Source organism: Nocardia sp. NPDC058244 (genome assembly GCF_042882065.1).
Lineage (GTDB): Bacteria > Actinomycetota > Actinomycetes > Mycobacteriales > Mycobacteriaceae > Nocardia.
On sequence record NZ_JBHVWX010000007.1, the window covers coordinates 321,673 to 335,768 of the forward strand.

A 14,096-nucleotide genomic window follows, 5' to 3' on the forward strand; every position below is an offset into this window, starting at 1 on the left:
GATGAATCGGTATGTGGGCGCGATCGACCAGGGCACGACCTCGACGCGTTTCATGGTTTTCGACCACGGCGGCGCCGTCGTCGCCCGGCATCAGCTCGAACACGAGCAGATCATGCCGCGACCCGGCTGGGTCGAACACAACCCCGACGAGATCTGGGAACGCACCCGCACCGTCGTCAAGACCGCGCTCGCCGCGGCCGACCTCACCGCCGCCGACCTGGCCGCGATCGGCGTCACCAACCAGCGCGAGACCACCGTCGTGTGGAACCGCCACACCGGCCGCCCGTACTACAACGCCATCGTCTGGCAGGACACCCGCACCGACCGGATCATCACCGCGCTCGACGCCGCCGGTCACACCGACCTGATCCGCCGGCGCACCGGACTCCCGCCCGCGCCCTACTTCTCCGGCGGCAAGCTGCGCTGGATCCTCGACAATGTCGAGGACGTGCGCGCCGACGCCGAACGCGGCGACGCCCTGTTCGGCACCCTCGACACCTGGCTGATCTGGAACCTCACCGGCGGTGTTCGCGGTGGCGTGCACGTCACCGATCCCACCAACGCCTCGCGCACCATGCTGATGGACCTCGAGACGCTGGCCTGGGACGACGAACTGCTGCGCGTCTTCGACATCCCGCGCGGGATGCTGCCCGCCATCGCGCCGTCGTCGAACCCGGCGGGCTTCGGCACCACCGACCCCGACGGACCGTTCCAGGGCGCGGTCCCGATCGCCGGGGTGCTCGGCGACCAGCAGGCCGCGAGCGTCGGGCAGGTGTGTTTCCAGCCGGGCGAGGCCAAGAACACCTACGGCACCGGCAATTTCCTGATGCTCAACACCGGCACCGACATCGTGCGCTCGGCGCACGGCCTGCTCACCACCGTCGCCTACCGGTTCGGCGACGACAAACCCGTCTACGCGCTGGAGGGTTCGATCGCGGTCACCGGCTCGGCCGTGCAGTGGCTGCGCGACCAGCTCGGCATCATCGCGGGCGCCGCGCAGATCGAAGACCTGGCGGGCCAGGTCGAGGACGCGGGCGGGGTGTACTTCGTGCCCGCGTTCTCCGGGCTGTTCGCGCCGTACTGGCGACCCGACGCCCGCGGCGCGGTGGTCGGCCTCTCGCGCTACAGCAACAACGCCCACCTGGCCAGGGCGACCCTGGAATCCATCGCCTACCAGACCCGCGACGTGGTCGAGGCGATGCAGCGCGATTCCGGCGTGCGGCTGGCGACGCTGCGCGTCGACGGCGGCGTGACCATGAACAAGCTGGCCATGCAGATCCAGGCCGACCTGCTCGGTGTCCCGGTCTCGCGGCCGGTCGTCGCCGAGACCACCGCGCTCGGCGCCGCCTACGCGGCCGGTCTCGCGGTCGGCGTCTGGGACTCCACCGACGAACTGCTCGCGAACTGGCACGAAGACGTCCGCTGGTTCCCCTCCTGGTCCGACGAGCAGCGCGAGCGCGGCTACCGCCGCTGGCTCAAGGCCGTCGAACGCACCCTCGACTGGGCCGAACTCGACTGATGAACGATCACCTCGACAAGGAGCAAGCCGTGTCCGTTCCCCTGGACTCCCTCTACCGCGACAAGGCGATCGCGGCACTCGGCGACCACGAGGTCGACGTGCTGGTGATCGGCGGTGGCGTGACCGGTGCCGGTGCCGCGCTCGACGCCGCCTCGCGCGGTCTCTCGGTCACCCTCGTGGAGGCCCGCGACTTCGCCGCGGGCACCTCGAGCCGGTCGTCCAAGCTCATCCACGGCGGCCTGCGCTACCTGGAGCAGCTGGACTTCGCGCTGGTCCGCGAGGCACTCAAAGAGCGTGGGCTGCTGCTGAACTCGCTCGCGCCCCACCTGGTGCGTCCGGTGCCGTTCCTGTTCCCGCTCCAGCACCGGGTCTGGGAGCGCGCCTACATCGGCGCCGGCGTCGCCCTCTACGACACCCTCGGAGGCGCGCGGGCCGTCCCCATGCACAAGCACCTGACCCGCTCCGGCGCACTGGAACTCGCGCCCGCGCTGCGCCCGGACGCGATGACCGGCGCGATCCGCTACTACGACGCCCAGGTCGACGACGCCAGGCACACGATGATGATCGCCAGGACGGCCGCCGACCACGGCGCGACCGTGCTGACCCGCACCAGGGTCACCGGCCTCGTGCGCGACGGCGAGCAGGTCGTCGGCGCGCACGTGGTCGACCTGGAAACCGGTGTCGCCCACACGATCCGGGCCCGCAGCGTGATCAGCGCGACCGGCGTGTGGACCGACGACATGATCAAGATGACCGGCGTCGACTTCCCGTTCCACGTGCGGATGTCCAAGGGCGTGCACATCCTGGTCCCGCGCGACCGGCTGGACCTGCACACCGGTCTGATCATGCGCACCGAGAAGTCCGTGCTGTTCGTGATCCCGTGGGCCGAGCACTGGATCATCGGCACCACCGACACCGCGTGGTCGCTGGACAAGAACCACCCCACCGCCACCGCCGCCGACGTGCAGTACATCCTCGACCACGTCAACGCGCTGCTGCGCGAGCCGCTGACCAGGGCCGACATCGTCGGCACCTACGCCGGGCTGCGGCCGCTGATGACCGGCGCGTCGAAGGAGACGGCCAAGCTCTCGCGCGAGCACGCCGTCGCCGAGCCCGCACCCGGCCTGTTCGTGATCGCGGGCGGCAAGTACACCACCTACCGGGTGATGGCCGCCGACGTCGTCGACGCCGTCACCGCGCGCCTCGGCGGTGACATCCCCGCCTCGGCGACCGCGCGGCTGCCGATCGTCGGCGCGCAGGGCTACCGCGACATGCTCACCGAGACAGCCGAACTGGCGGCCACAGTCGGACTGCCGGTCGAGGTCGTCGAGCACCTGCTCGGCCGCTACGGCTCGCTCGCCACCGACATCTTCGACCTCGTCGCCGGCGATCCCGCGCTGCGTCAGCCGCTGCCGGGCGCGCCCGACTACCTGGCCGCCGAGGTCGTCTACGCGGTGACCCACGAGGGCGCGCTGCACCTCGACGACCTGCTCACCCGCCGCACCCGCATCTCCATCGAGGTTCCGGATCGCGGGCTCGCGGCCGCGCCGGAGATCGCGCGGCTGATCGCACCGCTGCTCGGCTGGGACGACGAGACGGCCAATGCCGAGATCAACCGCTACTTCGACCGGGTGCACGCCGAGCTGGCCGCCAACCAGGCGGGCGACGACATCGCTGCGAACACCGCGCGCTTGGTCGCTGTGCGGTGACGCGCGGGGTGCCGCTCGTGCCGATGCCGCACACGCGCGGCGTCGCCACGGCGGTATTCCGGTGCACCCGCGGACTGCCGCTTACCAACAGGTCTGTATGTAAGCGGTAGGATCGGCCGATGACCAGCACCGCAGCCGACAAGCCGCCGCGCCGGACGCAGGAGCAGCGCAGCACCGAGATGCGCGTCCGCCTGCTCGACGCGACCATCGACTGCCTGGTCGAGTACGGCTACGCGGGCACCACCACGCCCCGGGTCGCCGAGCGCGCCGGGGTCACCCGGGGCGCGCAGGTGCACCACTTCGGCTCCAAGCACGACCTGGTCGTCGCCGCGATCAAGCACCTGGCCGAGCTCCGGGTGGCCGCGGCCATGAGCGAGATGGCACAGGTCAGGGTGGGCGACGACCCGGTCGGCGCCGCCCTCGAGTTCCTGTGGGACCTGCATCAGGGCCCGCTGTTCATCGCCACGGTGGAACTGTGGGTGGCGGGCCGGACCGATCCGGTGCTGGCCGCGGCGATGGAAGAGGTCGAACCGCTGGTCAACGCCGCGGTGCTGCGGGCGGTCGCGGAAGTGATCCCGGACGACCTGCGCCGCAAGGGCGCCCGCGATTTCGCCTACACCGCGATGGACGCACTGCGCGGCATCCTCGTCGCCAATTTCGTCGTCCCCGACCCGGAACGCGCACACCGCCGCTGGCGTCGCGCCATGGTCGACCTGCGCGCCGCGGCGGCCGCCGTGATCGCCGCCGGGTCCCGCTGACCCCGGGGCACGGCGAGAGGTTCCGTCGGTGGGCACCGGATGACTAGCGTGAGCACATGGAATCGCACATCGAGCCCCTACCGGCACCGGCGGTAGCGCCGTGAGCCGGGGCACCATCGTGATCACCGGCGCCAGCTCCGGCCTCGGCGCGGAGATGGCCCGCCAGTTCGCCGCCCTCGGCTACGACCTGGGCCTGTGCGCCCGGCGCACCGAACGCCTCGACGAACTGCGCGCCGAGATCCTGGCCGCGCATCCCGACCGCGCCGTCTCGGTGAAGCAGCTCGACGTCACCGACGACGCCGCCGTGTTCACCGTCTTCGACGAGTTCGCCGCGGAATTCGGCGCGATAGACCGCGTCGTCGTCAACGCGGGACTCGGCAAGGGCGCGCCGCTGGGTACCGGCAGGCACGCCGCCAATCGCGAGACCGCTGTGGTGAACTTCCTCGCCGCCCTGGCCCAGACCGAGGCCGCGATGGGGATCTTCCGCGCCCAGGGCCGCGGCCACCTGGTGATGATCTCCTCGATCTCCGGCCTGCGCGGCATGCCCAAGACCCTGACCACCTACGCCGCGACCAAGGCGGGCGTCGCTGCCCTGGCCGAGGGCCTGCGCGCCGAAGCCGTCCCCGGCGTGGACATCTCGGTGATCTACCCCGGCTACATCCGCTCGGAGATGAACGACCGCATCAAACACGAGCCGAAGTTCATGGTGGACACCGCGACCGGCGTCCGCGCCATGGTCGCCGCCATCGAGAAGCGCCGCGCCAAGGCCTACGTCCCCGACTGGCCCTGGATCCCCATCGCCTTCGCCCTGCGCACCCTGCCGCTGCCGGTGGTCCGCAAACTGCTCTGAGCACGGCCTTCGTTCGCTCAGTGCTGGCGGGGCAGTAGGTGCTTGCCCTCGCGGTCGGTGGACAGGGCCAGCGAGCTGATGTACTGGATCTCGCCCTCGGGGCCGGGGATCGCCGAGGCGATCATGTCCGGGCGCTCGAACTCCATGCCGGTGACGTGGCACGGCAGCAGGTCGCCCGACGGGTTGCCGTGCTCGTCGAACATCGGCAGCTCGATGCCGTCGTCGGCGCGGCGCAGGTAGTACTTGCCCTTGGTGGCGATCGCGGTGAGCGGGGTCGCCACGAAGGCCACCAGCACCGCGACCAGCGGCGAGTACGGCTTCAGCAGCTCACCGAAGAGGCCGAAGAAGGTCATGATCGACAGCACCGCGGACAGGCCGAAGCCGACGAGGCCGACCGGGTTGAAGTCGTAGAGCATGCCGCGCCGGAACTCCGGCACCTTCGGCGAGATCTTCAGCAGGTACTTGTTCACCGCGATGTCGGTGGCCACGGTGACGATCCAGGCGATGCCGCAGTTGGCGTAGAAGCCCAGGATGTTGTTGAGGAAGTCGAACATGTTCGCTTCCATCAGCACCAGCGCCACACCGAGGTTCACCACCAGGAACACCAGGCGACCGGGGTAGGTCTTGGTCACCCGGGTGTAGGAGTTGGTCCAGGCCAGCGAGCCGGAGTACGCGTTGGTGACATTGATCTTGATCTGGCTGATGACCACCAGCACCACCGCCAGCGTCATGGCCAGCCAGCCCGGCACCATATCGCGGTAGATCTCCAGGAACTGGTGCACCGGCTGGTTCGCGATCCCCTGCGCGGCGGGCAGATTGGCGATCAGGTAGACCGCGAGGAACAGGCCGACGACCTGCTTGGCCGCGCCGAAGAGCACCCAGCCGGGACCCGCGAGCAGCATCCAGCCCCACCACTTGGCCCGGTTCTCCGGCGTGCGCGGCGGCATGAACCGCAGGTAGTCGATCTGCTCGGCGATCTGGGCGATCAGCGACAGGCAGACACCCGCGGCCAGCAGCGCGCCGGACACGCTCACGCCGCCCCCGTTCTCGCCGCCGTAGGCGAAGAACGAGCCCACCGAATCGGGGTGGCGCACCAGCAGGAAGCCGAACGGCGCCACCATCAGCAGCAGCCACAGCGGAGTGGTCCACACCTGCAGCTTGGCCAGGGTGTTCATGCCGTAGATGACCAGCGGGAAGATGATCACCGTCGACGCCAGATAGCCCATCCAGAGCGGAATTCCGAGGCCCAATTCCAGGCCCTGGGCCATGATCGAACCTTCCAGCGCGAAGAAGATGAAGGTGAACGAGGCGAACACGATATTGGTGATCACCGAGCCGTAGTAGCCGAATCCGCTACCGCGCGTGATCAAATCCAGATCGATGTTGTAGCGCGCCGCGTAATAGGCGAGCGGAAATCCGGTCAGCATCACGACGACGGCGAAGATACCGATGCCGATCAGCGCGTTTCCGGTGCCGTGCGCGATTCCGATATTGGCGCCGATCGCGAAATCGGCGAGATAGGCGATGCCGCCGAGGGCGGAGATGCCGACCACCGCGGGGCTCCATTTGCGGTAGCTCCGCGGGGCGAAACGCAGCGTGTAGTCCTCGAGTGTTTCTTTGGCAGCGGTGTCCGCTCCGGCCATTTTCCCTCTCCCTCATCCACGCGGCCGTCGAATTCGGCGGCTCACCGACGGTGCTCGATGGATGTAGACACCAATTTTCCGAACCGTTACGCCGCTGTTACGCGGGCGGATGGTGACCGGGGTCACGGAAACCGTTGTGAAGATACATGCAGAGCTGTATGTTTGTGCGCAAGCCTGAGGATGGGAGTTCGATGACGAACAAGGTCTATGTGGTCGGCGTAGGGATGACGAAGTTCGAGAAGCCGGGCCGCAAGCTGGTCGAGGAGGCCGACGGAACCACCCGGGCCTGGGACTATCCGGACATGGCGCGGGAGTCGGGCACCAAGGCCCTGGCCGACGCGGGCATCGACTACCGCGAGGTCGAGCAGGCCTATGTCGGCTATGTCTACGGCGAGTCGACCTCCGGGCAGCGCGCGGTCTACGAGCTCGGGATGACCGGCATCCCGGTGGTCAATGTCAACAACAACTGTTCGACCGGCTCCACCGCGCTCTACCTGGCGGCGCAGGCGATCCGGGGCGGGCTGGCCGAGTGCACGCTGGCGCTGGGCTTCGAGAAGATGCAGCCCGGTTCCCTCGGCTCCACCTGGGACGACCGCGAACAGCCGATGGCCAAGCACGTGCTGGCGCTGGCGGAGATCTCCGAGGTGCTGTTCCCGGTGGCTCCGTGGATGTTCGGCGCGGCCGGGCGCGAGCACATGAAGCGCTACGGCACCACCGCCGAGCACTTCGCCAAGATCGGTCACAAGAACCACAAGCACTCGGTGAACAACCCGTATTCGCAGTTCCAGGACGAGTATTCGCTCGACGACATCCTGGCCTCGCGGATGATCTACGACCCGCTCACCAAGCTCCAGTGCTCGCCGACCTCGGACGGATCCGGCGCGGCGATCCTGGCGAGCGAGGCGTTCGTCGACCGGCACGATCTGTCGGAGCGGGCGGTCGAGATCGTCGGGCAGGCGATGACCACCGACTACGCCTCGACCTTCGACGGCACCGCCAAGAACCTCATCGGCTACGACATGAATGTCGCCGCCGCGCGGAAGGTCTACGAGCAGGCGGGCCTGGGCGCCGACGACTTCCAGGTGATCGAGCTGCACGACTGCTTCTCCGCCAACGAGCTGCTGCTCTACGAGGCCCTCGGACTCTGCGGCGAGGGCGAGGCCGGGAAGCTGATCGACGCGGGCCAGACCACCTACGGCGGCAAGTGGGTGGTGAACCCCTCCGGCGGCCTGATCTCCAAGGGGCACCCGCTCGGCGCGACCGGCCTGGCCCAGTGCTCCGAGCTCACCTGGCAGCTGCGCGGCACCGCGGGCAAACGCCAGGTCGGCGACGTCACCGCCGCCCTGCAGCACAACATCGGCCTCGGCGGCGCCGCCGTGGTCACCGCCTACCAGCGCGCGGTGCGCTGACCAGCACGAGGAGTACCGCAATGGGACACATCGAAGCCACCAAGACCGTCACCGCCACCCCGGAGGCGCTGTGGGCGGTCGTCTCCGACCCGCAGACCTGGGACAAGTGGTTCACCATCCACGAGAAGTTCATGGAGGAACCCCCCGCCGTGCTGGCCGAGGGCGCCGCGCTGGTCGCCAAGATCGTCATGCTCGGCATGGCCAACAAGATGGAATGGACGGTCAAGGCGGTCGAGGTGCCGAACCGGCTGACCCTCACCGGCGCCGGAATGGCCGGAGTCCGTACCGAATTCACCTTCGACATCCAGCCATCGGGAGCGGGCAGCACCATCCTGGTCTCCGGCGACTTCGAAGGCGCGCTGATCAAGGGCGCGCTGGGCAAGGCGGTGGAGAAGGACGGCCGCACCCAGCTGGACAAATCGCTCGACCAGCTCGACGCGCTGGCCTCGGCGTAGGGGGCTTCGAATGACAGCGCACGCATCCGGCCGCATCGTCGAGTTCGACGACGCCGGCCTGGAAAAATGGGGTGACGCCGAGGAATTCGCGGTCACCGCGGACCGGATCGCGGACTACGCGGCCGCGACCAACGATCCGATCCAGGCGCACCGCGACGGCACCGTCGCACCGCCGGTCTTCGCCATCGTCCCGGTGTTCGAGTCCATGATGATGCCGATCATCGACGTGGCGCCGATGGACATCTTCGGCCGGGTGGTGCACGGCGAGCAAGACTTCCACTTCCACCGGCCGATCCGGCCCGGTGAGCAGCTGGTGTCGCGGGCCAAGGCGGTCGGCTACACCAGCAAGTCGACCGGCACGACCGTCACCATCCTGGTCGAATGCCGGGACGCGGCAGGCGAACTGGTGAACGAGCAGTACCTCACCGCCTTCTTCCGCAATATCGACGCGGGCAAGTCGGTGGGGGAGCAGGCGCCGGCGCATCGCTTCGACGAAAGCCTGCGCGCGAGCGAACCGTTCGCGGTCGTCGAGCATCACGTCGACGACGACCAGACCTTCCGGTACTCGCCCGCCTCGGGCGATCCGATGCCGCTGCACCTGGACGAGCAGGTCGCCAAGGACGCCGGATTGCCCGGCATCATCGCGCACGGGCTGTGCACCATGGCGATGGCGTCGTGGGGCGTGCTCACCGCGACGGCGGGCTCGGATGTGCACCGGCTGCGGCGCTTCGCGGTGCGCTTCGCCAAGCTCGTCTTCCCCGGTGACGACCTGCGGACCCGGATCTGGCCGGTGACCAGCGCCGACGGCATCACCACCTACGCCTTCGAGACAGTGCGCGGCGAGGACGTCGTCCTCAGTGACGGCCTCGCCGAGATAAGGAGTCAGTCATGAGTTCCCTGGCGGGCAAGGTCGCCGTGATCACCGGCGCGGGCCGCGGCATCGGCCGCGAGCACGCGCTGCTGTTCGCGCGCGAGGGCGCGAAGGTGGTGGTCAACGATCTCGGCGGCAGCAATGCCGGCGAGGGCGCCGACTCCGGTCCGGCGCAGCAGGTCGTCGACGAGATCGTCGCGGCGGGTGGTGTCGCCGTCGCCAATACCGACAACGTCGCGTCCTGGGACGGTGCGCGGAACCTGATCGCCCAGGCGGTCGGCGAGCTCGGCGGGCTCGACATCGTCATCAACAACGCGGGCATCCTGCGCGATGTCTTCGTCGCCGCGATGGACGAGGCCCAGTGGGACGCGGTGATCGCGGTGCACCTCAAGGGTCACGCCGCCGTGCTGCACCACGCCGCCGCCTACTGGAAGGCACAGAGCAAGGCGGGCAATCAGCCCAACGCCGCCGTGGTGAACACCGCGTCGGCCTCGGGTGTCACGCTGCCCAACGCGGGCCAGGCCAACTACGGCGCGGCCAAGGCGGGCATCGCCGCCCTCACCCAGGTCGCCGCCGAGGAACTGGGCCGCTACGGCGTGCGGGTCAACGCGATCGCGCCGATCGCCCGCACCCGGCTCACCCTGGCCACGCCCGGCATGGGCGCGATGTTCGCCGCCGAGGCCGCCGCGGCCGAGGAATCCGGTGGGTTCGACGCGTTCAGCCCGGCCAATATCTCGCCGCTGGTCGCCTATCTGGCCTCGGACAAGTGCCCGATCACCGGCAAGGTGTTCGCCGTGCAAGGAGGCGCCATCTCCGAGCTGGCCGGCTGGCACGATGTGAAGACGATCGAGACCGAAGGGCCGTGGGCGATCGACGACATCGCCGTGCGGCTGCCCTGAGCGCGGGAGACGACGATGATCGAATGGTCCGAAACCGATCTGATGATCCGCGACGCCGTGCGGACCTTCATCGACAAGGAGGTCCGTCCGCATCTGGACGCCCTCGACAGCGGTGAGCTGCTGCCCTACCCGATCCTGCGGAAACTGTTCAGCCAGTTCGGGATCGACGCCATGGGCGAGGACGCGGTCACCAAGATGCTGGCCAAGGAGGCGGCCGGTCCCGGCGAGAAGTCCGGCGGCGGCGGTGGATCGCCGTTCGCCGGGCAGCAGTCGATGATGGCGGTGCTGATCAGCGAACTGTCCGGGGTCTGTATGGGATTGGTGTCCGCGCTGGGTGTCAGCATCGGCCTGGGCGCCACCACCATCATGTCGCGGGGCACCCTGGCGCAGAAGGAGCGCTGGCTCGCCGACATCGTCACCCTGCGCAAGGTGGCGTCGTGGGCGATCACCGAGCCCGATTCCGGCTCGGATGCCTTCGGCGGCATGAAGACCCGGGTCGAGCGCGACGGCGAGGACTACCTCCTCAACGGCCAGAAGACCTTCATCACCAACGGCCCGTGCGCCGACGTGATGATCGTTTACGCCAAGCTCGACGAGGGCGACGGCGCCGACAAGCGCGACCGCAAGGTGCTGACCTTCGTGCTGGACAAGGGCATGGAAGGACTCACCCAGGGCAAGCCGTTCAAGAAGATGGGCCTGCACTCCTCGCCCACCGGGGAACTGTTCTTCGACAATGTCCGGCTCGGCCGCGACCGGCTGCTCGGCGAGACCGAGGACCATCGCGGCGGCGACGGACGCGACAGCGCCAGAGCCAGTTTCACCGCCGAGCGGATCGGCGTCGGCTTCATGGCGCTGGGCATCATCGAGGAGTGCCACCGGCTCTGCGTCGACTACGCGCGCACCCGCACGCTGTGGGGACAGGAGATCGGCAGGTTCCAGCTGATCCAGCTCAAGCTGGCCAAGATGGAGGTCGCCCGGATCAATGTGCAGAACATGGTGTTCAACGTGCTCGAGCGGGGCAAGGCGGGCAAGCCGCCGAGCCTGGCCGAGGCGTCGGCGATGAAGCTCTACTGCTCCGAGGCGGCCACCGAGGTCGCGATGGAGGCGGTGCAGCTGTTCGGCGGCAACGGGTACATGAGCGAGTACCGGGTGGAGCAGCTGGCGCGCGACGCGAAGTCGCTGATGATCTACGCGGGCAGCAACGAGATCCAGGTGACCCACATCGCCAAGGGTCTGCTCGGCAAGTAGACGAAGCCGAACCCGGCCGCGCGCGTGTCGCGCGGCCGGGTTCGCGCGTGTTCAGACCGCGCGCAGGTGACCGCGGCTGGCGTAGATGTGCTCGGCGATCAGGGTGGCGATCCGGTCCGGTGCCTCCAGCATCGGCACATGACCCACGCCGTTGACCAGGATGCGGTCCGCGGATTCGGGGAGTTCGCGCAGGTAGCGGGTGGCGTAGACGTGGTTGGGGATGATCCGGTCGTACTCGGCGAGCAGCATGCGGACCGGGGTGGACAGCTCGTTCAGGTCGTCCATCGCGGGCGCGCGCAGGCCGCCGAGCAGCATCGGGATGATCGCGTCGCAGTGCAGGACGGCCGCGATGATCGTCGCGAGGTCGCGCCGGGCCACCGCGCCGGTGTGCTTGCTCAGCATCAGCGCGGCGACCTGCTGCACCACCGGGTTGTTGATCACCAGGCCGCCGAGCCGCTTGCCGACCTCGACGAACGGGACCATCGAGGCGAACTTCGCGCCGACCCGCAGCTGGGTGAACGAGGGCGTACTCCAGCCGCCCGCCGGCGCGATCGCGGTGAGCGTGCGGGCCCGCCCGCGCCGCGCCAGTTCCAGGCCGACCCAGCCGCCCAGCGAGTTCCCCGCGATATGGCAGGTCCGCCAGCCCAGTTCGTCGAGCTGATCTTCGATCTGATCGGCCAGCGCGTACACGTCCAGGGACCAGCCCTCGACCTTCGGCCCGCCCCAGTGCCCGGCGAACGCGGGCGCGTACACCTCACAGTGGGCCGACATCCGCCGCGCCACCTGCTCCCAGCAGTGCGGCGACAACATGAACCCGTGCAACAGCAGAACCGGGTCACCGGACCCGAGATGCAGCGCCGCGACGGGCGACGGCCGGGCAGTGGACTTGGCGGTGCGTGACGTCATCGTCAATCACCCCTTCCTGGACGACGGTGTCCGGGGGAGCATTCCTGACCTGTCATTGTACGGTCGACCGGTGGCTCTCATCCTTTCAACAGTGAACGTCAACGGCGTGCGCGCCGCGGCGACCAAGGGCATGCTGCCCTGGCTCGCCGCGACCGAGGCCGACATCGTGTGCTTGCAGGAGACCAGGGCGACCGATGCCCAGGTCGCCGCCGCGCTGGCGCCCGCGCTCGACGCGGGGTGGGTGCTCTCGCACGCCGAACCGGAGTCGAAGGGGCGCGCCGGGGTCGGCATCCTGTCGCGCCGGACGCCCGACGCGGTGCGGATCGGCTTCGGCAGCAGCGAGTTCGCCGAGTCGGGACGCTATCTCGAGGCCGACTTCGGCGAGGTCACCGTGGCCAGCGTGTATGTGCACTCGGGGGAGGAGAACACCCCCAAGCAGGACGAGAAGTACCGGTTCATGGCCGAGTTCGGCGCGTACCTGAAGGCGCGCACCGGCGATTTCGTCGTCAGCGGTGACTGGAACATCGCGCCCGCCGAGGTCGACCTGAAGAACTGGAAGGGCAACCAGAAGTCGGCGGGCTTCCTGCCCGAGGAACGCGCCTGGATCGCCGACCTGCTGGCGGCGGGCTACGTCGACGTGGTGCGCGCGCTGCACCCCGGCGTCGCGGGCCCCTACAGCTGGTGGTCCTACCGCGGCCGCGCCTTCGACAACGACTCCGGCTGGCGCATCGATTACCAGCTGGCCCTCGGCGAGCTGCCGGGGCGCGCCAAGCAGGCCGTCGTCGAGCGCGCCGACGCCTACGATCAGCGCTGGTCCGACCATGCTCCGGTGACGGTGCAGTACCGGTGAATCTCTCGCGCAAGACCCTCGGCCTGCTCGGCGGGCTCGTCCTCATCGTGCTCGCGGTGGGCTTCACGCTGCTCACCGGGCGCGGCGGCAACGACACCACCGCGGCCACCAGCACCCGCGCGGCCGCCGGGATCACCACCACCAAGGCCGCGCCGAAACCCGGCCCGCCCGCGGGCACTGCCAATGCGGCGCCGGTCACCAAGGCGGCGGGCGTGCCCGATCGGGCCTACGTCACGCTCGTGGAGATCGACGCGGGACGCTGGCCGGATTCGGCGAACGCGCCCGGCACCAAGGGCGGTGAGCAGTGGATGAACCGGGGAACCAAACTGCCGCCGAAGGACTCGGCGGGCAAAGCCGTGACCTACCAGGAGTGGGACGTCAACCCCAAGCAGCGCAACCGGGGCCGGGACGCCGAACGCATCGTCACCGGCAGCGACGGCACCGCCTGGTACACCGGCGACCACTACGAGACCTTCACGAGGATGCGCTGATGACGACGCGAATGACGCTGTCGCAGTTCCTTGCTCGTCCCACCCTCGAGGCGCCCGCCGCCCCGCGACCGGTGCTCGGCGCCCTGCCCGTCGACCCCGCCGCGTTCAGCGGCGTGCGCTACGACGCGCCCGCGGACTACCGCGTGCGCGAACTGCGCGGCCCCAAGATGCGCACCACCGCCGAGCTCTTCGACGAGTTCGCCGCGGCCTTCCAGTTCCCGTACTACTTCGGCGCGAACAAGGACGCCTTCGACGAATGCCTCCGTGACCTCGACGATTTCGTCGGCGACGCGCCCGGCTACGTCGTCGTGGTGCGCACCGCCGCCGACCTGCTCGCCGACGACCCCACCGAGCGCGCCTGGTTCGACAGCGCCATGCGCGACTGCGCCGCCTACTGGTCGCGCCGCGACGTCGTCTTCCGCGTCGTCCTCCAGGGCGAACCGGACACCTTCGGCGCGGTGGCGCTGACCGACTGATCCATTGCCACC

General features: G+C 69.3%; 14 protein-coding genes. 12 read left to right on the forward strand and 2 right to left on the reverse strand.

Features of this window, described 5'->3' with window-relative positions; genetic code table 11:
* Nucleotide 1 precedes the first annotated feature (1 nt).
* From glpK to ACFVW6_RS23685, 4 genes are all read left to right on the forward strand, one after another.
* Nucleotides 2–1,519, forward strand: coding sequence for a glycerol kinase GlpK (glpK, locus tag ACFVW6_RS23670; protein ID WP_378829854.1), 1,518 nt, complete (start codon nucleotides 2–4; stop codon nucleotides 1,517–1,519).
* Nucleotides 1,519–3,228 (forward strand): glycerol-3-phosphate dehydrogenase, encoded by a 1,710-nt coding sequence (gene glpD / locus ACFVW6_RS23675; RefSeq protein ID WP_378829856.1) that lies wholly within the window; start codon nucleotides 1,519–1,521, stop codon nucleotides 3,226–3,228. The genes glpK and glpD overlap by 1 nt, the downstream gene beginning before the upstream one ends.
* A 119-nt stretch (nucleotides 3,229–3,347) precedes the next feature.
* Nucleotides 3,348–3,986, forward strand: a complete 639-nt coding sequence (locus ACFVW6_RS23680) for a TetR/AcrR family transcriptional regulator (protein WP_378829858.1) — start codon at nucleotides 3,348–3,350, stop codon at nucleotides 3,984–3,986.
* A gap of 100 nt (nucleotides 3,987–4,086) precedes the next feature.
* Nucleotides 4,087–4,836 (forward strand): SDR family oxidoreductase, encoded by a 750-nt coding sequence (locus ACFVW6_RS23685; protein ID WP_378829860.1) that lies wholly within the window; start codon nucleotides 4,087–4,089, stop codon nucleotides 4,834–4,836.
* 17 nt (nucleotides 4,837–4,853) lie between these two features.
* On the opposite strand, the gene ACFVW6_RS23690 is transcribed toward ACFVW6_RS23685, so the two are convergent.
* The gene (locus ACFVW6_RS23690; protein ID WP_355271570.1) at nucleotides 4,854–6,479 is read right to left on the reverse strand and encodes a hypothetical protein; all 1,626 of its coding nucleotides are present in this window, start codon (nucleotides 6,477–6,479) and stop codon (nucleotides 4,854–4,856) included.
* A 191-nt stretch (nucleotides 6,480–6,670) separates the two neighbouring features.
* Here ACFVW6_RS23690 and ACFVW6_RS23695 point away from each other — a divergent pair, with 191 nt between their 5' ends.
* Genes ACFVW6_RS23695 through ACFVW6_RS23715 form a run of 5 tightly spaced genes read left to right on the forward strand, consistent with a single transcriptional unit; the run spans nucleotide 6,671 to nucleotide 11,361 of the window.
* Nucleotides 6,671–7,888 (forward strand): lipid-transfer protein, encoded by a 1,218-nt coding sequence (locus ACFVW6_RS23695; protein ID WP_357349711.1) that lies wholly within the window; start codon nucleotides 6,671–6,673, stop codon nucleotides 7,886–7,888.
* Between the two features lie 20 nt (nucleotides 7,889–7,908).
* Nucleotides 7,909–8,343 carry an SRPBCC family protein gene (locus ACFVW6_RS23700; RefSeq protein WP_355271572.1) on the forward strand — a complete coding sequence of 145 codons (435 nt, stop codon included), beginning with the start codon at nucleotides 7,909–7,911 and terminating at the stop codon, nucleotides 8,341–8,343.
* A gap of 10 nt (nucleotides 8,344–8,353) precedes the next feature.
* The gene (locus ACFVW6_RS23705; RefSeq protein ID WP_378829864.1) at nucleotides 8,354–9,235 is read left to right on the forward strand and encodes a MaoC/PaaZ C-terminal domain-containing protein; all 882 of its coding nucleotides are present in this window, start codon (nucleotides 8,354–8,356) and stop codon (nucleotides 9,233–9,235) included.
* Complete coding sequence (locus tag ACFVW6_RS23710; protein ID WP_378829866.1) at nucleotides 9,232–10,113, forward strand: SDR family oxidoreductase; 882 nt, start codon at nucleotides 9,232–9,234, stop codon at nucleotides 10,111–10,113. Before ACFVW6_RS23705 ends, ACFVW6_RS23710 begins: the two co-directional genes overlap by 4 nt.
* Before the next feature lie 15 nt (nucleotides 10,114–10,128).
* Nucleotides 10,129–11,361 carry an acyl-CoA dehydrogenase family protein gene (locus ACFVW6_RS23715; protein WP_378829868.1) on the forward strand — a complete coding sequence of 411 codons (1,233 nt, stop codon included), beginning with the start codon at nucleotides 10,129–10,131 and terminating at the stop codon, nucleotides 11,359–11,361.
* A gap of 51 nt (nucleotides 11,362–11,412) precedes the next feature.
* Here the strand turns inward: ACFVW6_RS23715 and ACFVW6_RS23720 are convergent, their stop codons facing one another.
* Entirely contained in the window at nucleotides 11,413–12,267 is an 855-nt protein-coding gene (locus ACFVW6_RS23720; protein ID WP_355271577.1) for an alpha/beta hydrolase, read from the reverse strand.
* A gap of 70 nt (nucleotides 12,268–12,337) precedes the next feature.
* On the opposite strand from ACFVW6_RS23720, the gene ACFVW6_RS23725 reads away from it, so the two are divergent.
* From ACFVW6_RS23725 to ACFVW6_RS23735, 3 genes are read left to right on the forward strand one after another with little or no spacing between them, the layout of a single operon-like run.
* Complete coding sequence (locus tag ACFVW6_RS23725) at nucleotides 12,338–13,117, forward strand: exodeoxyribonuclease III (protein ID WP_355271578.1); 780 nt, start codon at nucleotides 12,338–12,340, stop codon at nucleotides 13,115–13,117.
* Nucleotides 13,114–13,608 (forward strand): ribonuclease domain-containing protein, encoded by a 495-nt coding sequence (locus ACFVW6_RS23730; protein WP_378829871.1) that lies wholly within the window; start codon nucleotides 13,114–13,116, stop codon nucleotides 13,606–13,608. The genes ACFVW6_RS23725 and ACFVW6_RS23730 overlap by 4 nt, the downstream gene beginning before the upstream one ends.
* Complete coding sequence (locus ACFVW6_RS23735; RefSeq protein ID WP_355271581.1) at nucleotides 13,608–14,084, forward strand: barstar family protein; 477 nt, start codon at nucleotides 13,608–13,610, stop codon at nucleotides 14,082–14,084. Before ACFVW6_RS23730 ends, ACFVW6_RS23735 begins: the two co-directional genes overlap by 1 nt.
* Nucleotides 14,085–14,096: the final 12 nt, after the last annotated feature.

Coding starts and splice junctions, on each gene's coding strand:
- glpK (WP_378829854.1), top strand. CDS start 2: ATGAATCGGTATGTGGGCGCGATCGACCAGGGCACGACCTCGACGCGT.
- glpD (WP_378829856.1), top strand. CDS start 1,519: ATGAACGATCACCTCGACAAGGAGCAAGCCGTGTCCGTTCCCCTGGAC.
- ACFVW6_RS23680 (WP_378829858.1), top strand. CDS start 3,348: ATGACCAGCACCGCAGCCGACAAGCCGCCGCGCCGGACGCAGGAGCAG.
- ACFVW6_RS23690 (WP_355271570.1), bottom strand. CDS start 6,479: ATGGCCGGAGCGGACACCGCTGCCAAAGAAACACTCGAGGACTACACG.
- ACFVW6_RS23695 (WP_357349711.1), top strand. CDS start 6,671: ATGACGAACAAGGTCTATGTGGTCGGCGTAGGGATGACGAAGTTCGAG.
- ACFVW6_RS23700 (WP_355271572.1), top strand. CDS start 7,909: ATGGGACACATCGAAGCCACCAAGACCGTCACCGCCACCCCGGAGGCG.
- ACFVW6_RS23705 (WP_378829864.1), top strand. CDS start 8,354: ATGACAGCGCACGCATCCGGCCGCATCGTCGAGTTCGACGACGCCGGC.
- ACFVW6_RS23710 (WP_378829866.1), top strand. CDS start 9,232: ATGAGTTCCCTGGCGGGCAAGGTCGCCGTGATCACCGGCGCGGGCCGC.
- ACFVW6_RS23715 (WP_378829868.1), top strand. CDS start 10,129: ATGATCGAATGGTCCGAAACCGATCTGATGATCCGCGACGCCGTGCGG.
- ACFVW6_RS23720 (WP_355271577.1), bottom strand. CDS start 12,267: ATGACGTCACGCACCGCCAAGTCCACTGCCCGGCCGTCGCCCGTCGCG.
- ACFVW6_RS23735 (WP_355271581.1), top strand. CDS start 13,608: ATGACGACGCGAATGACGCTGTCGCAGTTCCTTGCTCGTCCCACCCTC.